Source organism: Microcystis viridis FACHB-1342, assembly GCF_014698335.1.
GTDB classification, from domain to species: Bacteria; Cyanobacteriota; Cyanobacteriia; order Cyanobacteriales; family Microcystaceae; genus Microcystis; species Microcystis ichthyoblabe_A.
This window is the reverse complement of the sequence record NZ_JACJSV010000028.1, coordinates 1-15,833: the sequence shown is the minus strand read 5'-3', so window position 1 is coordinate 15,833 and position 15,833 is coordinate 1. Positions and strand designations below refer to the sequence as shown.

20 protein-coding genes are annotated in these 15,833 nt (G+C 42.3%); 15 read left to right on the top strand and 5 right to left on the bottom strand.

Annotated elements, in window-relative coordinates:
* Position 1 precedes the first annotated feature (1 nt).
* The 3 genes from H6G40_RS10965 (at position 2) to H6G40_RS10955 (ending at position 1,260) form a co-directional block, all read left to right on the top strand.
* Complete coding sequence (locus H6G40_RS10965) at positions 2-487, top strand: crossover junction endodeoxyribonuclease RuvC (protein WP_069474209.1); 486 nt, start codon at positions 2-4, stop codon at positions 485-487.
* Positions 488-595: 108 nt separating this feature from the next.
* Positions 596-940 carry a type II toxin-antitoxin system RelE/ParE family toxin gene (locus H6G40_RS10960; RefSeq protein ID WP_232306098.1) on the top strand — a complete coding sequence of 115 codons (345 nt, stop codon included), beginning with the start codon at positions 596-598 and terminating at the stop codon, positions 938-940.
* Positions 937-1,260, top strand: coding sequence for a helix-turn-helix domain-containing protein (locus H6G40_RS10955; RefSeq protein WP_002752110.1), 324 nt, complete (start codon positions 937-939; stop codon positions 1,258-1,260). The genes H6G40_RS10960 and H6G40_RS10955 overlap by 4 nt, the downstream gene beginning before the upstream one ends.
* Here the strand turns inward: H6G40_RS10955 and secF are convergent.
* The 4 genes from secF to H6G40_RS10935 all read right to left on the bottom strand — a co-directional run bounded on the left by secF (position 1,257) and on the right by H6G40_RS10935 (position 6,237).
* A complete protein-coding gene (secF, locus tag H6G40_RS10950; protein WP_069474208.1) occupies positions 1,257-2,189 on the bottom strand; it encodes a protein translocase subunit SecF in 933 nt (310 codons plus the stop codon). The genes H6G40_RS10955 and secF overlap by 4 nt on opposite strands.
* A 174-nt stretch (positions 2,190-2,363) precedes the next feature.
* Entirely contained in the window at positions 2,364-3,770 is a 1,407-nt protein-coding gene (gene secD, locus H6G40_RS10945; RefSeq protein WP_002738599.1) for a protein translocase subunit SecD, read from the bottom strand.
* 26 nt (positions 3,771-3,796) lie between these two features.
* A complete protein-coding gene (locus tag H6G40_RS10940) occupies positions 3,797-4,780 on the bottom strand; it encodes an alpha-ketoacid dehydrogenase subunit beta (RefSeq protein ID WP_002742584.1) in 984 nt (327 codons plus the stop codon).
* A 269-nt stretch (positions 4,781-5,049) separates the two neighbouring features.
* On the bottom strand, positions 5,050-6,237 hold the full coding sequence (locus tag H6G40_RS10935) for an RNA-guided endonuclease InsQ/TnpB family protein (protein WP_190537662.1): 1,188 nt from the start codon (positions 6,235-6,237) through the stop codon (positions 5,050-5,052).
* Positions 6,238-6,326: 89 nt separating this feature from the next.
* Here H6G40_RS10935 and H6G40_RS10930 point away from each other — a divergent pair, with 89 nt between their 5' ends.
* The 12 genes from H6G40_RS10930 to H6G40_RS10875 all read left to right on the top strand — a co-directional run bounded on the left by H6G40_RS10930 (position 6,327) and on the right by H6G40_RS10875 (position 14,605).
* Positions 6,327-7,895, top strand: coding sequence for a YcjF family protein (locus H6G40_RS10930; protein WP_190537661.1), 1,569 nt, complete (start codon positions 6,327-6,329; stop codon positions 7,893-7,895).
* An 80-nt stretch (positions 7,896-7,975) separates the two neighbouring features.
* The gene (yqeK, locus tag H6G40_RS10925; RefSeq protein WP_069474205.1) at positions 7,976-8,572 is read left to right on the top strand and encodes a bis(5'-nucleosyl)-tetraphosphatase (symmetrical) YqeK; all 597 of its coding nucleotides are present in this window, start codon (positions 7,976-7,978) and stop codon (positions 8,570-8,572) included.
* A 55-nt stretch (positions 8,573-8,627) separates the two neighbouring features.
* The gene (gene rsfS / locus H6G40_RS10920) at positions 8,628-9,032 is read left to right on the top strand and encodes a ribosome silencing factor (RefSeq protein ID WP_002739249.1); all 405 of its coding nucleotides are present in this window, start codon (positions 8,628-8,630) and stop codon (positions 9,030-9,032) included.
* Between the two features lie 5 nt (positions 9,033-9,037).
* Positions 9,038-9,541, top strand: coding sequence for a CGLD27 family protein (locus tag H6G40_RS10915; RefSeq protein WP_069474204.1), 504 nt, complete (start codon positions 9,038-9,040; stop codon positions 9,539-9,541).
* A gap of 22 nt (positions 9,542-9,563) precedes the next feature.
* The gene (locus tag H6G40_RS10910; RefSeq protein ID WP_002738548.1) at positions 9,564-10,517 is read left to right on the top strand and encodes an asparaginase; all 954 of its coding nucleotides are present in this window, start codon (positions 9,564-9,566) and stop codon (positions 10,515-10,517) included.
* A gap of 144 nt (positions 10,518-10,661) precedes the next feature.
* A complete protein-coding gene (gene dapB / locus H6G40_RS10905; protein ID WP_069474203.1) occupies positions 10,662-11,492 on the top strand; it encodes a 4-hydroxy-tetrahydrodipicolinate reductase in 831 nt (276 codons plus the stop codon).
* 254 nt (positions 11,493-11,746) lie between these two features.
* Positions 11,747-12,604, top strand: coding sequence for an Rpn family recombination-promoting nuclease/putative transposase (locus H6G40_RS10900; RefSeq protein WP_069474202.1), 858 nt, complete (start codon positions 11,747-11,749; stop codon positions 12,602-12,604).
* The gene (locus H6G40_RS10895) at positions 12,592-12,687 is read left to right on the top strand and encodes a hypothetical protein (protein WP_002749813.1); all 96 of its coding nucleotides are present in this window, start codon (positions 12,592-12,594) and stop codon (positions 12,685-12,687) included. Before H6G40_RS10900 ends, H6G40_RS10895 begins: the two co-directional genes overlap by 13 nt.
* Positions 12,688-12,882, top strand: coding sequence for a DUF2887 domain-containing protein (locus H6G40_RS24140; protein ID WP_081330820.1), 195 nt, complete (start codon positions 12,688-12,690; stop codon positions 12,880-12,882).
* Positions 12,831-13,589 (top strand): Rpn family recombination-promoting nuclease/putative transposase, encoded by a 759-nt coding sequence (locus H6G40_RS10885; RefSeq protein ID WP_069474201.1) that lies wholly within the window; start codon positions 12,831-12,833, stop codon positions 13,587-13,589. Before H6G40_RS24140 ends, H6G40_RS10885 begins: the two co-directional genes overlap by 52 nt.
* A complete protein-coding gene (locus tag H6G40_RS10880; protein ID WP_002739057.1) occupies positions 13,582-14,391 on the top strand; it encodes an Rpn family recombination-promoting nuclease/putative transposase in 810 nt (269 codons plus the stop codon). Before H6G40_RS10885 ends, H6G40_RS10880 begins: the two co-directional genes overlap by 8 nt.
* A 4-nt stretch (positions 14,392-14,395) precedes the next feature.
* Positions 14,396-14,605: a hypothetical protein gene (locus H6G40_RS10875; RefSeq protein ID WP_069474200.1), complete on the top strand. Its 210-nt coding sequence runs from the start codon at positions 14,396-14,398 to the stop codon at positions 14,603-14,605.
* 65 nt (positions 14,606-14,670) lie between these two features.
* Here H6G40_RS10875 and H6G40_RS10870 read toward each other — a convergent pair.
* Positions 14,671-15,833: tetratricopeptide repeat protein (locus tag H6G40_RS10870; RefSeq protein WP_190537659.1), on the bottom strand; the 1,163-nt coding region annotated here is incomplete at its 5' end.

Below are 15,833 nucleotides of genomic sequence, written 5' to 3'. Positions count from 1 at the left end.
TATGACTACTTGGTTGGGTATCGACCCCGGATTAGCGATTGTCGGTTGGGCTATTCTCCGGGATAATAGTGAGTTAGTGCCGATCTTAGTCGATTACGGCACGATCGAAACTTCTAAAAATCTTTCTACTGCCCAGCGTTTGATCGAAATTGAACGGGATTTAAAGGAGTTAATCGCAGAATATAAACCGGGGGAAATTGCCGTGGAAATGCCCTTTTTTAACCGGCAAATCAAGGCAGCCGGTGGAGTCCTGCAAGCATTGGGAATTATCAATCTGGTTAGCTGTCGCGATGGAGGAATTGAACCGATTTTCCTCCATCAAGCTAGTTGGAAATGTCATCTCGGCCATGGTAAAGCCACTAAAGCTGAGGTGGCTGAACAAATTAAGTATTTATTCGGATTGACAAAAATGCCTATTAATGATGCTGTAGATGCTATAGCGATCGCATACGCTGCTTTCAGTGGCGTTCGCAATCAAATCTCTTGAAGCAATTTGACGAAATTGGCGCAAAAATTTAGCTGACAACTAAAAGCCATCTTTGGATTTAGTATAATGGGGCTTGACAGGTGGTATCAGTTATATCACCATAAGCGAATGCGTAATACCCGTCCTATATCTTGGATTAAAGCGGCACGGAAAGATTTTCAAAAGTTTCCCAAGGAAGCCCAAGAAATTGTACTTGACGCTTTAACTATTGCAGCAGAAGGGGCAAAATCATCCCTAACCAAGCCTTTTAAGGGGATAGGTTCTGGTGTGTTCGAGATTGCTCTACCTTTCAAGGGGGATGCCTATCGAACTATTTATGCTGTCCAGTTAGGTGAGGCTATCTGGGTGATTCATGCCTTCCAGAAAAAATCCCCAAAAGGGATCAAAACACCACAGCAAGAAGTCGAAGTTATCAAAGCACGGCTCAAGCGATTGAAGGAGGAACTCTCATGAGTGAAGAACAATTTGAACTGGTACAAGGTAGCGGGAATGTGTACCGCGATTTTGGCGATGTAGATGCGGACGTGCGACAAGCGAAAGCACTGCTTGCTGCTGAAATTATCAAGGTTCTGGAGAAGGAAGACTTATCAACCCGCGATGCTCAAGTGCGAACTGGAATTAATCACAGTGAATTTGTCCAGATTCGCCGTGCTAATTTGGGACGCTTTACTATTGACCGTTTGATATCAATTTTGGGTCGTCTCAATCAACAGGTTGAAATTACTATTACGACCCATCCAAGAACCACTGATTCTTCACCAATGGCATCCTAACTGTAATTGAGTGTGGGTCGATGGGAACGACCGCGCCACCAAGCTAGTAGGGTACTAGCGATAAAAATACTCGAATAGGCCCCCGCTACAAAACCAATAATTAAAGCTAGGGCAAAATATTTTAAGGTCGTGCCACCAAAGAGAAAAATCGCCACCAGAGGCAATAAAGTAGTCAGGGTGGTATTAATTGAACGAGTTAGGGTTTGACTCACCGCATTATCGACAATTTCATCCACGGATAATTCGGGGGTATTAGCAAAATTTTCCCGCACGCGATCATAAATTACCACTGTGTCATTAACAGAAAAGCCCACAATTGTCAAGAGGGAAACCAAAAATAAACTATCCACTTCTACCCCCGCAATTAAGCCTAAAACCGCAAAGACCCCTAAAGTGATCAAAACGTCGTGCAGCAGGGCGACAATGGCAAAAAAAGCGTAATCCCGTTGAAAACGGAAGCTTAGATAGACAGCAATGCCAAAAAAGGAAACTAATAAAGCTAAAAATCCCGACCTAAATAATTCTTGACCGATGGTGGGACCAACTGTATCGATTTGACTGGTTTCGGGGTCAAAGGCTCCGATTTTCTGGTTTAAGGTGTCGAGTAATTTTGTTCTCTGTTCTTCTGCCAGGGTTTTCGTCCGCACCGATAAAGTATATTTATCCAACACCTGCACACTACTGTTACCCAATCCCTCCTCGTCTAAAATCCCTTGCACTTCGGCAGTAGTTAAAGGTTTCTCACAGGTATTCTTTTTGGCACAAGCTAATTCTATCTGAATTCTCGTGCCACCAACAAAATCTAAACTCGGTCGCAAAGGCGCTTGAATAGTGAACCAAGAAATTACCATGGCCAAAATACTACCAATCGTCAGCAGGGCCGAGACTGTCCACCAAAAATTACGCTGTTTTGTAACGTTAAATGCCATATTTTTAAAGGAAAAAGGAAAAAAGGAAAAAAGGAAAAAAGGGATTTGGGGAGTGGGTTATGGTAATCGGTGGGTTACGGCGAATCAGAAATTATTGGTCAACAGCATAACTTATCGTCGCCTAACCCACCCTACTGATAACTGGTAACTGGTAACTGATAACTGATAACTGAATTATTGGTTTGCCGGTAAATTAGGGCAGAAAAGTTGGGGTTTTTGGCGAATGCTAGGGACGCTTAACACAGTGATTAACAGGAGAGTACGACTACAGGTTAAAGCGGTAAACATACTCACAGCTACCCCAATGGCTAAAGTTAAAGCAAAACCCTTGACTAATCCCGAACCCAACCAAAATAGGGCAGCACAGGCGATTAAAGTAGTGACATTACTATCAAGAATACTGGAAAAAGCCCGGTAAAATCCCGACTCCACCGCCCGAAATAGGGATTTTCCGGCCCTTAATTCCTCCCTGGTACGCTCAAAAATCAGTACATTTGCATCAACTGCCATGCCGATACTGAGGATAAATCCGGCAATACCGGGTAACGTCATCGTGACTCCCACTAGGGCAAAAGCCCCCAGAGAGAGAATAGTATAGATAATCAGGGAAACATCGGCAATAATCCCGGGTAAACGGTAATAAACCGCCATGAAGATTAAAACTAACAGTAAACCCACTAAACCGGCGTAGATACTACGACGGATGCTATCCTGGCCTAAAGTTGCCCCGACAGTGCGAATTTCTTCCACTTTGACGGGAAAAGGTAGGGAACCACCGCGCAATTGAATCGCTAGATCGTTGGCAGTTTCGGCGGTAAAATTACCAGTAATCACGGCCCGGCCCCCTGTAATTCCCGTTTGGGCAAACTGCACATCAACCACAGGGGCGCTAATTAATTCATTATCGAGGAAAATCCCAATACTGCGACCAGTACCAGCGATCGCTTTAGTCAGTTCGGCGAATTTACTGCCCCCTTCCGAGTCGAAAGTAATGGCCACTTCCCAGTTAGTGCCTTGGGTGGAACTAATAGTGGCATTTTGCAGATTTTTTCCAGTTAAGTCCACCGATTCAAATAAATTTAAAATTGCCTCTTTAGATTTCTGGAGAGATTGTTCTAGTTCGGCAATTTTAGCGGCATTTTCGGGTTTATTCTCGGCTTTGAGGGCGGCTAATTCCGCTTTTTTTTGTTGAAAAATTGAATATTCAGCCCGAAATTCTCCTTCTGTACCTTGTTTTTGCTGACGAAATTCTAATTGGGCCTGAACATTTAAGTTTCTCTCAGCTTCTTTGGGATCTGTGACCCCGGGTAGTTGCACGATTACCTGATTTTTACTGTCCACAGTCTGCACTAATGATTCAGAAACACCGAGGGCATTAACGCGATTTTCAATCACATTTTGTACGGCTTTTAAATCATTAGGTTGAATGGTTGTCACGGTTTCAGTGGGTTTAACCTGAATGGTTAATTGACTACCCCCGCGCAGGTCTAAACCTAATTGTAGGGGTAACTTAATCAGGATAAAGATCGAGGCAACAACTAGGCCGACGATCAGTAACAATAACCAATTTTGTCTCTGCATAACTTCAGTATCAAAAGGAGAATTTGTTAAATGCGATCGCCGACCATTTTTTGGACAGCTTCGACAATTTGATTAGGTTGAATAATCGTCAATCTTTCTAGATTACCGTTATAAGGTGTCGGTATATCTTGGGAAGATAATCTTAACACGGGGGCATCTAATTCATCGAATAACTGCTCGTTAATTAAAGCAATTAACTCGGAAGCAATTCCCGCCGTTTTCATACATTCTTCCACGATAATCACCCTATGAGTCTTGCGAATCGAAGCGGCAATCGTCTCCATATCAAAGGGTTTCAGAGAAATTAAATCGATAATTTCTGGATCATAGCCATCTTTTTCTAACTGTTTTAATGCCTGTAAACAGTGATGACGCATACGCGAATAGGTGAGAATAGTTATATCTTCTCCCTTGCGAACGATTTCCGCCTTATCGAGGGGTAAAAGATACTCGCTATCAGGTAAATTTTCCTTGAGATTATAGAGAAGAACGTGTTCAAAGAAAAGCACGGGGTTATTATCTCTAATCGCCGATTTTAATAAACCTTTGGCATTGTAGGGAGTGGAACAAGCGACAATTTTTAGACCGGGTACCGCGTGAAAATAGGCCTCTAAACGTTGGGAATGTTCCGCACCTAATTGTCTCCCTACACCCCCCGGACCGCGGATAACCATGGGGATTTTAAAATTACCGCCGGAAGTATAACGTAACATCCCGGCATTGTTGGCAATTTGGTTAAAGGCAAGCAGAAGAAAACCCATATTCATGCCTTCAATAATCGGACGTAATCCCGTCATGGCTGCCCCCACTGCCATGCCCGTAAAACTATTTTCAGCGATGGGAGTATCTAAAACCCTTAAATCGCCATATTTTTTGTAGAGATCTTTGGTAACTTTGTAGGAACCGCCGTAATGACCCACATCTTCACCCAAAACAAATACTGTCTGGTCCCGGCCCATTTCCTCATCGATCGCCTGTCGCAAAGCATTAAATAATAGGGTTTCTGCCATATCAAGTCCCCGCTTACAATTCGGTCATCTTATCACTAAACTTATTATCTTACCCCTTTTCTGGTCCGAGGGAATAGGAAGTGGGGAAGTGGGGAAGTGGGGAGGTGGGGAAGTGGGGAAGAACGTAGGTTGGGTTGAAGCATGAAACCCAACGCCCGATTATGTTACGCTACCGCTAACCCATCCTACAAATAATTTTGCCTCCCTACTGATGAATAAAAACAATTTTGACATCCTCACCGCCGTAAACGGACGGCGATTCCCAAACCTCACGATTTAGGTTTCTGCTTCTTTCCCTTGCGGGGTTCCGCACCTGCCTTAACAGATTTACTCTGTTCTGGTCTTATGGTCGCTCGACAGACTGACACCGCAAGCCCTGCGGCCAAAATATTTTTACTAGCGTTAACATCTCGGTCATGGTGTGTTCCACAGTCTGGACAGTCCCATTCTCGAACATTTAACGGCATTTTCTCAGCAATATACCCGCAATTACTACACCTTTTAGAACTGGGAAACCATCTATCTATTTCGATGTAATTTCTGCCATACCAACGGCATTTATAGGCTAATTGTCGAGTGATTTCTCCCCAACTAACGTCAGATATTGCCTGAGATAATTTCGGGTTTTTGACCATATTCTTGACGGCTAAATTCTCAACCACAATCGTTTGGTTTTCACGAACTAATTGAGTGGTTAGCTTATGTAAATGGTCTTTTCTGCTATCGGTCATTTGAGCGTGAATCTTGGCTACTTTGATTCTTGCTTTTTCCCGATTTTTTGACCCTTTCTGTTTTCTAGAAAGGCTTTTAGATGCTCTTCGCAGTCTCCGATAATGCTTGTTAAAATGCTTGGGATTAGATACTTTGTCACCATCGCTGGTAATCACAAGGCTACTAATTCCTAAGTCAATTCCGATGGCTTTATCGGTTGGGGGTAATGGCTTAATCGTTGGGTCATCAAATCTTATTGAGATATGCCAACGTCCTGATGGATGTAATCTGACTGTTACTGTGCTTGGTTCACAGCTTTCTGGTATTTGTCTTGACCATCGAATAGGTAAAAGTTCTGTGCATTTAGCTAAATAGATTTGTCTGTCTTTAAATTTAAAAGCAGATTTGGTAAATTCGGCACTTCCTCCTTGATGTTTTTTCTTAAAGTTAGGATACTTAGTACGACCAGCAAAGAAATTAGTGAAAGCTGTTTGTAAATGTCTTAACCCTTGTTGTAAAGGTACACAGCTAACTTCGTTTAAAAACTCTAATTCTTCTTGTTTTTTCCAATCGGTTAGCATTGAAGAAGTTTCAGCATATCCTACTCTTTCTTGTCTTTCATACCATGCTTGTGTTCGTTCGTGGAGAGCTTTATTGTAAACTAATCTTACACAGCCCAATGTGCGCCGCAATAGCGACTCTTGTTCTGGTGTCGGGTAAAATCGAAACGAATAGGCTTTTTCCATGCCTCACATTCTAGAATATATCGTCTAAATGCGCTAGTATTTAACGGTAAAGCCGCCGTAAAACGGCGGGGTTTCAGACCCAATTTTCGATGAAATTACCCCGTCTTGCCGCTTTAATCATTGGTCTGAGCTTTATTTTCGGATTAATGTTGTGGTTAGTCAACTCTATCTATCGTCTTTACAGAGATATCGTTTTTCTCGCTCCCCTACTAGCCAATATTCTGCTTTTACTGATTATCGGACTGCTGGGCTTGCTGATCTACATTCTTTTGTACTACTTTTATCTGCTGCCCCAGCAGCAAAAAAGTCGCCGCGGGTTGCGTTCTTCCTCCCGTCCACCCCTAAAATTACCAGTAGAAAAAACCGAGGCCGCCGGGGAAACCTTAAAAGCTATCCGGCAACAAGTGGAGCAAATTCAAGATAAAGTAACCCAACAGGTTTTTATTAATCGTTCCCAAGAAATTGAGCGAAGTTTAGCCAGAAAAGAAGTTAAAATCATTGTTTTCGGCACAGGATCGGCGGGAAAAACCTCCCTAATTAACGCCCTCATCGGTCAAATGGTGGGCAATGTGGAGGCAACCATGGGAACCACGGAAAAAGGGGAAACCTATAGTTTAAAAATGAAAGGTGTGAATCGGGAAATTCAAATTACCGACACTCCCGGCATTCTTGAAATTGGTGCAGCTGGAGGTCAAAGGGAACAGTTAGCGCGACAATTAGCCACGGAAGCAGATTTACTTTTATTTGTCATCGATAACGATATTCGACAATCGGAATACGGCCCTTTATTGGGTTTAATTGATATTGGTAAACGTTCTCTCTTAGTCTTTAATAAAATCGATCTCTATAGCGACGAAGATCGAGACATTATTTTAAAACAATTACGAGAACGTCTAAAAGGAGTGATCCTTTCCGCCGATATTATTGCTGTTACCGCTAATCCCCAACCAGTACAGTTAACCAGTGGACAAATGATCACACCAGAACCAGATATTTTAGCTTTAATTAAACGTTTGGCTTCAGTTTTACGGGCCGAAGGGGAGGATTTAGTGGCGGATAATATCCTCTTACAATCCCAACGATTAGGAGAAGAAGCTAGGAAAATTATCGATCGCCAACGTCGTCGCCAAGCTGATAAAATTATTGATCGCTATCAGTGGATCGGTGCGGGAGTGATTGCCGTGACTCCCTTACCAGTGTTCGATCTGTTAGCAACGGCGGCGGTTAATGCTCAAATGGTCAGAGAAATTGGTCAAGTTTATGGCTGTGAAATTAACAGCGATCGAGGCAAGGAATTGGCTCTATCTTTGGGTAAAACTCTAGTTAGTTTGGGAGTAGTGAAAGGAGCAGTAGAATTATTAGCCAGAATCCTACAATTAAATTTTACTACCTATATAGTCGGTAAGGCAATTCAAGGGGTCAGTGCCGCCTATTTAACCCGCATTGCTGGCAAAAGTTTTATTGAATATTTCCGTCAGGATCAAGACTGGGGTGACGGTGGTATGACGGAAGTGGTACAAAGACAATTTCAACTCAGTCGCAAGGAAGAATTTATTAAGTCTTTTGTGGCCGATGCGATCGGTAAAGTGGTACAACCTTTTCAGGATGATTGGCAGCAAGAAGAAGTTTTAGAAGCTAGTTGCGAGGATGATTGGTAAAGATCGAACCCGGGAGCGATAGGCAAAATTGTATAGTAATTGTTACAATCGTTTTGGGGTTCCACAAGGGCAAAAAAAAGATGCGACAGCAAGTTATCGACTGGTTAAAAGAAAACGTCAACGAACACCGTCTGCGACATATTCTCGGTGTGGAGACCATGTGTATTGATTTAGCTCGTCATCACGATCTCGATCCCGTCCAAGCAGGGCAAGCTGGGTTGTTACACGATCTGGCTAAATTTTTCAAGCCCAAAAAACTGCTAAAAATGGCAGAATCGGCGGGAATAGAGGTGGATAATATCTGTTTATCCCATCCCCACTTACTCCACGCCGACGTGAGCGCAATTGTCGCCCAAAAAGAATTTAACATTACCGATGAGGAAATTCTCGAAGCGATTCGCAATCATACCCTCGGTAAACCCAATATGAGCGATCTTAGCTGTATAGTCTTTATTGCCGATGCCTTGGAACCCAATCGCGGCGATACACCCGAATTAAACGCCCTACGACAACTCAGCTATCAAAATCTCCATAAAAGCGTTCAACAAACCTGCGATTATTCCCTAAAATATCTTTTAAGTAGCCATTGTCCCATTCATCCCCGCACCGTGCTAACCCGCAACTGGGCGTTACAAATTGTTAAAGAACAACTAACGGAAACTAAAACCATTGATTAACATAATCTCAAGACTCCCTTACAACCACCTCAGCCAAAGGATAACCACAACCTGAATGACCAATCCCACTGGAATTATTACCCCCGTCGCCGAAAATCTCAAGACCGAAAATTTTCTAGAGACAATTGTTACCGCTGCCGAAGACAAGAAAGCAGGGGACATCGCCATCCTGAAAGTCGCCGATATCTGTTATTTAACCGATTATTTTCTGATTATTACCGGCTATTCTACCACTCAAGTGCGAGCGATCGAGGATGCGATCGAAGCCGCTATGGAACTAGAATGGCAACAATCCCCCCGACAAGTGGAAGGAAAAAGCGAGGGTAGCTGGATACTGATGGATTATGGCGATATCATTGTCCATATCTTTTTACCAAAAGAGCGAGAATTTTATAATTTAGAAGCATTTTGGGGTCATGCTCAACGGATTCCTCTACCTAGCGACCATTTGGAGGAGTAGAATCCATGAAATCCTCCCTTGATTTCTGTCCCGTCCCGGAAGAACAGCAGCCGGTTAACGAGTACGAACAGTTAAAAGAATCTTGGTTTTTCCGTTGGGCGAGGCTAGATGTAGCTTCTTATACAAAAAAATTTCTCTGGTTATGGTTGTGGACATGGTTAATTGTCGGACCGATTGCCGCCGCTAGTTTTCCCCTCAAAAAGGCCCCTTTTCTCTTCTTCTGCGCGGGGATTTTTGGCTCGACAATTTTGGTAGGATTGGTGTTATTGCGCTTGTATTTAGGCTGGATCTACGTCTATGACCGCTTGCAATCGGAGAAAGTATTTTATGAGGAGTCGGGCTGGTATGATGGCCAAATCTGGACAAAAACCGCCGCTATTTTAACCCGCGATCGTTTAATCGTCTCCTATCAAATCCAGCCCATTCTCCGCCGTTTACAAAAAACCGCCCTGATTTTAGGGGCAATTGTCGCTATCAGTGGTCTTTTCTGGCTATTTTTCACTCACTAACCGCAACCAATCACCAATCTGAATGAATAGGGTAAAACGTTCACCAACCCACCGCTTAGAAATTCATCTCCTCCGGGAAGGCATTATTGAATCGGTCCATCATGTCGAGGCCGCTATTTGCGATGACCGCGGCCGGGTATTATCCACCGCCGGCAGTGCCGAAACTAGCGCCTTTATTCGTTCGGCCCTAAAACCTTTTCAAGCACTGGCTGTCATCAGTACCGGCACCCTCGAACGCTACGATCTCAACGATAAGGATCTAGCCATTATCTGTAGTTCTCACCAAGGCACAGTGGAACACGCCCGTCAAGTCTTTAATATTCTCTGGCGTGCCGATATCGATCCCAACGCTCTGCAATGTCCCCTCCCGTCCGGTAAACCCAGTCGCCTTCAGTACAATTGTTCTGGTAAACACGCCGGGATGTTAGCGGTGTGTCAACAGCGTGGCTGGCCGTTAAATAGCTATCTGCGGCGTTCTAGTCAGATACAGAAGCTAATTTTAAGCAAAATTGCCGAATTATTGGGGATGCCGGGAGATGAATTAATCAGCGCCCACGATGACTGCGGTGCGCCCACCTATTCAATGCAGTTGGGGCAAATGGCCCATCTCTACGCCCAGTTAGCCTCTGGCAACCGTTTAGACTTAGAAAGAATCGTCCGGGCGATGACCTATCATCCCCGCATGGTAGCAGGAGAAGGGGCTTTTGATACGGAATTAATGCAGGTTAGCCAAGGGGAAATCGTCAGCAAAGCCGGGGCTGAAGGGATTCAATGTATTGGGCGCGTCGGTGAAGGTTTAGGATTAGCAATAAAAGCTTTAGATGGTTCCAAACGGGCTAAATATGCCGCCGCTTTGCAAATTCTCAAACAGTTAGGCTGGATTACTCCCAATGTGGCCGAATCTCTCTCGGAAAAATTCCTCAAAATCGGCAGTTATACCCGCTTGGAAGTGGTGGGAGAAATGGCTTTATTATAAGTAGTGGGTTGACCAAGGGTAACACATCAAAAACTTTTCTTTTTGGTGTGTTAGGGCAGTATTTATATCTTGATTTTTTTCCCTAAAAAACGTTATTACCCATTTACAATCTATAATCGCCATACATAAGGAGAATAATTAACTATGACCGAAAATAGAAACCCGATTCCCGTGGTTGTCAACGGTGCAGCCGGCAAAATGGGACGGGAAGTCATTAAAGCCGTTGCTCGTGCCGACGATATGATCCTAGTGGGTGCAGTGGATCGAAATCCAGCTTTTCGAGGTCAGGATGTGGGAGAAGTGGCCGGTTGTGAACCCCTAGAAGTGCCGATTCTCGACGATTTACAGAGTGTTTTAGTCCTGGCAACTCAGGAAAAAGTGCAGGGGGTGATGGTGGATTTTACCCATCCCGACGGTGTTTATGACAATACCCGCAGTGCGATCGCCTATGGAGTGCGTCCGGTGGTGGGAACTACGGGATTATCGGCGGCACAACTGCAAGATTTAGCCGAATTTGCCGAAAAAGCCAGCACCGGCTGTTTAGTTATCCCCAATTTTTCCATTGGCATGGTTTTACTACAACAGGCTGCCGTGCAAGCATCTCGCTACTTTGATCATGTAGAAATTATCGAACTGCATCACAATCAAAAAGCAGACGCACCCAGTGGCACAGCGATTAAAACCGCCGAATTACTGGCAGAATTGGGTAAAATCTTTAATCCTGCTCAAGTTTCCGAAAAAGAAACCATCCCCGGCGCTAGAGGCGGTTTAACTGCCGAGAACATCCGTATTCATAGCGTCCGTTTACCCGGTTTAATTGCTCACCAGGAAGTAATTTTCGGTTCCCCCGGGGAAATCTATACCCTTCGTCATGATACCAGCGATCGCTCCTGTTATATGCCGGGGGTTCTCCTTTCTATCCGCAAAGTTACTCAGCTGCAATCCCTCATTTACGGTTTAGAAAAAATCCTCTAAATCGAGATATTTGAGAGGAAGGAGAGGAAAAGGGCAAAGAAGAGAAATCTCGACAAATTGCCCTAAAAATGCTATCTGCTGGCTTTCCTATACCCAAACTTTAGACTTAGAGATTGAACAAGTAAGTAGTCATGCAAAATAAATTTCCTAGTGAAGACAGGCAAGAGGCAATAGGCAAGAGGCAAAAGCTTTATCGAAATGTGTAATTAATTTTGCTTAGGTACTTACCACAAGTCATTGAGGGACAAAATTGAGTGAAAACGGACAGTATTTTCTATCGTCTCTTTCAGACTTTTCCCGAAAGTTTCTTTGATTTGCTCAATCTTCCCCCAGAAACAGTCAATCATTATCAATTTTCCTCCCTAGAAGTTAAACAACTAGCTTTTCGTTTAGATGGGGTTTTTCTTCCCGATAACCTCAATGACCCGATTTACTTTGTTGAGGTACAATTTCAAAAAGATGAACGGTTTTACTCGCGCTTTTTTAGTGAAATATTTCTCTATTTTCATCAAAGCGAGTTAAGCCAGAATTGGCAAGGGGTGATCATTTATCCCCATCGGGAAATTGAAAATAGTCCCAAATCTCGTTATCAAGAATTCTTTGAGTCAGGACGGGTTAACTGTTATTATCTGAATCAGTTAGATGAGGGGGATTCTCTGGGGGTAAAAGTGTTACAATTAATTGTGGAATCGGAACAAAATACCTTAGCTCAAGGAAAACAACTGATTCAACAAGTTAGACAACAATTCCAGGAGTCTTTAAAAAGACAGGACATTCTAGAATTAATTGAGACAATTCTCATTTATAAATTGCCCAAATTAAACCGTAAGGAGATAGAAAAAATGTTTAGTTTAAGTGATTTAAGAGAAACTAAAGTCTATCAAGAAGCTTTAGAGGAAGGGCGAGAGGAAGGCAGAGAGGAAGGCAGAGAAGAAGGAGAATTATCTGCTAAAAAAAGCCTAATTTTGCGTCAGCTAAATTTAAAACTAGGTTCTATTCCTTTAAAGGTAGAACAAAAAATTAAACAGTTAAATCCTAATCAACTGGATAATTTAGCTCTTGCTTTATTGGACTTTTCGGATTTGGAAGATTTGCAACAATGGTTAAATTAATAGTATTAACTATAGAACAAATTGCCCAAACTTTAGACTTAGAGATTGAACAAGTAGCACAAGTCATTGAAGGACAAAATTGAGTGAAAACGGACAGTATTTTCTATCATCTCTTTCAGACTTTTCCCGAAAGTTTCTTTGATTTGCTCAATCTTCCCCCAGAAACAGTCAATCATTATCAATTTTCCTCCGTCTCTTTCAGACTTTTCCCGAAAGTTTCTTTGATTTGCTCAATCTTCCCCCAGAAACAGTCAATCATTATCAATTTTCCTCCCTAGAAGTTAAACAACTAGCTTTTCGTTTAGATGGGGTTTTTCTTCCCGATAACCTCAATGACCCGATTTACTTTGTTGAGGTACAATTTCAAAAAGATGAACGGTTTTACTCGCGCTTTTTTAGTGAAATATTTCTCTATTTTCATCAAAGCGAGTTAAGCCAGAATTGGCAAGGGGTGATCATTTATCCCCATCGGGAAATTGAAAATAGTCCCAAATCTCGTTATCAAGAATTCTTTGAGTCAGGACGGGTTAACTGTTATTATCTGAATCAGTTAGATGAGGGGGATTCTCTGGGGGTAAAAGTGTTACAATTAATTGTGGAATCGGAACAAAATACCTTAGCTCAAGGAAAACAACTGATTCAACAAGTTAGACAACAATTCCAGGAGTCTTTAAAAAGACAGGACATTCTAGAATTAATTGAGACAATTCTCATTTATAAATTGCCCAAATTAAACCGTAAGGAGATAGAAAAAATGTTTAGTTTAAGTGATTTAAGAGAAACTAAAGTCTATCAAGAAGCTTTAGAGGAAGGCCGAGAGGAAGGCAAAGAAGAAGGTAAAGAGGAAGGCAAAGACGAAAAAGCTCGACAAATTGCCCTAAAAATGCTATCTGCTGGCTTTCCTGTCCCAGAAATCGCCCGATTTACCGATTTATCCCCCGCAACTATCGAGCAATTACAAAGACAAAACGCTCACGATGTTTGATAATATTTGTAAATTTATCGCCGAAAACTTCTCCGATGATCTAGCCACTTGGTTGTTGGGTTCTCCCCTCTCCTTAACCGTCCTCGACCCGACGGAATTACAATTAGACCCCATTCGTGCCGATTCTCTGATTTTTTTGCAGTCAGAGCATTTAATTCTCCATACCGAATTTCAAACCGATCCCGACTCCAAAATTCCTTTCCGAATGCTTGATTATCGCATTCGCGTCTATCGTCGTCATCCCCAAAAACAAATGCGTCAAGTGGTAATTTATCTGCGACGCAGTGATTCCCCCCTAGTACAAGAAAATACCTTCCGTCTGGGGGAAACCTTTCATTCCTTCCAAGTCATCCGTCTTTGGGAAGAAAATACACCACAATTTTTCCATCATCCCGGTTTATTACCCTTTGCCGTCCTCAGCAATACCGATGACCCTGAACAGGTGTTAAGTCTGGTGTCCCGTTCTTTAGAAACTATCTCCCAAAAACAGGTGCAAAGCAATCTCGCTGCCGCTACCAGCATTCTCGCCGGGTTAGTATTAAATCGAGAGACGATTAAAAAAATCCTTCGGAGTGACATTATGAGAGAATCCGTCATCTATCAAGATATTTTAGAGGAAGGCAGAGAGGAAGGGGAAGAAAAGGGACTACAAAAAGGTAAAGAGGAAAAAGCTCGACAAATTGCCCTAAAAATGCTATCTGCTGGCTTTTCTATCCCAGAAATCGCCCAATTTACCGATTTATCCCCCGCAACTATCGAGGAATTACAATCGAGAGACGATAAAAAAAATCCTTCGGAGTGACATTATGAGAGAATCCGTCATCTATCAAGATATTTTAGAGGAAGGCGAGGAAAAAGGACTACAAAAGGGCAAAGACGAAAAAGCTCGACAAATTGCCCTAAAAATGCTATCTGCTGGGTTTCCTGTCCCAGAAATCGCCCAATTTACCGATTTATCCCCCGACGCGATCGAGCAATTACAACCGAGAGAAGATCAGAAATATCTTTCGGAGTAGGATTATGGGAGAATCCGTCATCTATCAAGAAATTCTCGAAGAAAATGAGCGAGAAGGTTGACAATTTAGAAATTATCCGAAATAAGCTCGATAAATCGGGGGTCTTGACGAATTTTATCGAAGTCAGAATCTTTTTTCGCCTGTTCTCTATCACTGGGTCTTAATTGAATCGCCTTGGCGAGATATTCGACCGCTAAAGGAATATTATCCTGAATAGCGTAGTAGCAGGCTAGGTTGTAGTTTGTATTAGGGTGGTTTGGATTAATGGCTAGGGCTTTTTGTAAAATTTGTTCTACTTCCTCATATTGTCCTAAGCAAGTTAGAGAAGCGGCATAGACATTCCAAAAATCAATTGTTTGATTGTCTTTGTTTTTATACTGCTGACAAGTTTCAACAATTAAATGGAATTGCTGGTTTACAATATCTTGATGACCTAATTTTTTTAAAAGTATTGCTTTATTGAAGATTGCTTCAATGTAGTCCGCTTTAAGCTTAATTGCTTCATCATAGGCGGCGATCGCTTCTTCATACCTTCCTAAATTTCCTAGACAAGCGCCTTTACTATACCAAGCGGCCTCATAATCAGGTTTCAATCGAATGGCTTCCTCGTAAGCAGACAGCGCCTCTTCATAACGCCCTAAATCGCCCAATTCATTGCCTATATTGAGTAAAGAACTAGAGCTTTGAACTGTTTGGGGATCTAACATTGCATCCATTCCTTCTCTATCATTAGAGTCTTGAAAAATTGGTAACCAATTTTTTATATACTCGTCTGCTTCTTTATATCGAGCCAAGCTGATTAGTAAGGATGGGTAAAGATAAACTTTTTTAAGCAGAGCAGAACAACGCTCAACAACAGGCAGATTATTTAGACTTGATAATTGATAAGCTTTATAAAGCAACTGATATGATAAGATATCGTTATCTAATTCATATTTAGATATTTTTGACAACTCCAAATAGTCAATAACTAAAATAATCAAGTTTTTATCATTACCATTTTTTAACTTGGATAATTCATTTTCATAAAAATTTAACCTTTTCCGAATTGAGTAAGTTTTATTAATAACCAAATTTCTACTGTCGATTGCAGATGTATAATCAGGTTTCAATCGAATAGCTTCCTCGTAAGCAGATAGCGCCTCTTCATATCTTCCTAAATTCGCTAGTTGATTACCTTTACCAAGCCAAGCGGCTTCATCATCAGGTTTCAATCGAATAGCTTCTT

What these genes read in the sequence shown, in the direction of transcription:
- H6G40_RS10965 (WP_069474209.1), top strand. Translation starts at nt 2, where the DNA reads ATGACTACTTGGTTGGGTATCGACCCCGGATTAGCGATTGTCGGTTGG.
- H6G40_RS10960 (WP_232306098.1), top strand. Translation starts at nt 596, where the DNA reads ATGCGTAATACCCGTCCTATATCTTGGATTAAAGCGGCACGGAAAGAT.
- H6G40_RS10955 (WP_002752110.1), top strand. Translation starts at nt 937, where the DNA reads ATGAGTGAAGAACAATTTGAACTGGTACAAGGTAGCGGGAATGTGTAC.
- secF (WP_069474208.1), bottom strand. Translation starts at nt 2,189, where the DNA reads ATGGCATTTAACGTTACAAAACAGCGTAATTTTTGGTGGACAGTCTCG.
- secD (WP_002738599.1), bottom strand. Translation starts at nt 3,770, where the DNA reads ATGCAGAGACAAAATTGGTTATTGTTACTGATCGTCGGCCTAGTTGTT.
- H6G40_RS10940 (WP_002742584.1), bottom strand. Translation starts at nt 4,780, where the DNA reads ATGGCAGAAACCCTATTATTTAATGCTTTGCGACAGGCGATCGATGAG.
- H6G40_RS10935 (WP_190537662.1), bottom strand. Translation starts at nt 6,237, where the DNA reads ATGGAAAAAGCCTATTCGTTTCGATTTTACCCGACACCAGAACAAGAG.
- H6G40_RS10930 (WP_190537661.1), top strand. Translation starts at nt 6,327, where the DNA reads ATGAAATTACCCCGTCTTGCCGCTTTAATCATTGGTCTGAGCTTTATT.
- yqeK (WP_069474205.1), top strand. Translation starts at nt 7,976, where the DNA reads ATGCGACAGCAAGTTATCGACTGGTTAAAAGAAAACGTCAACGAACAC.
- rsfS (WP_002739249.1), top strand. Translation starts at nt 8,628, where the DNA reads ATGACCAATCCCACTGGAATTATTACCCCCGTCGCCGAAAATCTCAAG.
- H6G40_RS10915 (WP_069474204.1), top strand. Translation starts at nt 9,038, where the DNA reads ATGAAATCCTCCCTTGATTTCTGTCCCGTCCCGGAAGAACAGCAGCCG.
- H6G40_RS10910 (WP_002738548.1), top strand. Translation starts at nt 9,564, where the DNA reads ATGAATAGGGTAAAACGTTCACCAACCCACCGCTTAGAAATTCATCTC.
- dapB (WP_069474203.1), top strand. Translation starts at nt 10,662, where the DNA reads ATGACCGAAAATAGAAACCCGATTCCCGTGGTTGTCAACGGTGCAGCC.
- H6G40_RS10895 (WP_002749813.1), top strand. Translation starts at nt 12,592, where the DNA reads ATGGTTAAATTAATAGTATTAACTATAGAACAAATTGCCCAAACTTTA.
- H6G40_RS10880 (WP_002739057.1), top strand. Translation starts at nt 13,582, where the DNA reads ATGTTTGATAATATTTGTAAATTTATCGCCGAAAACTTCTCCGATGAT.
- H6G40_RS10875 (WP_069474200.1), top strand. Translation starts at nt 14,396, where the DNA reads ATGAGAGAATCCGTCATCTATCAAGATATTTTAGAGGAAGGCGAGGAA.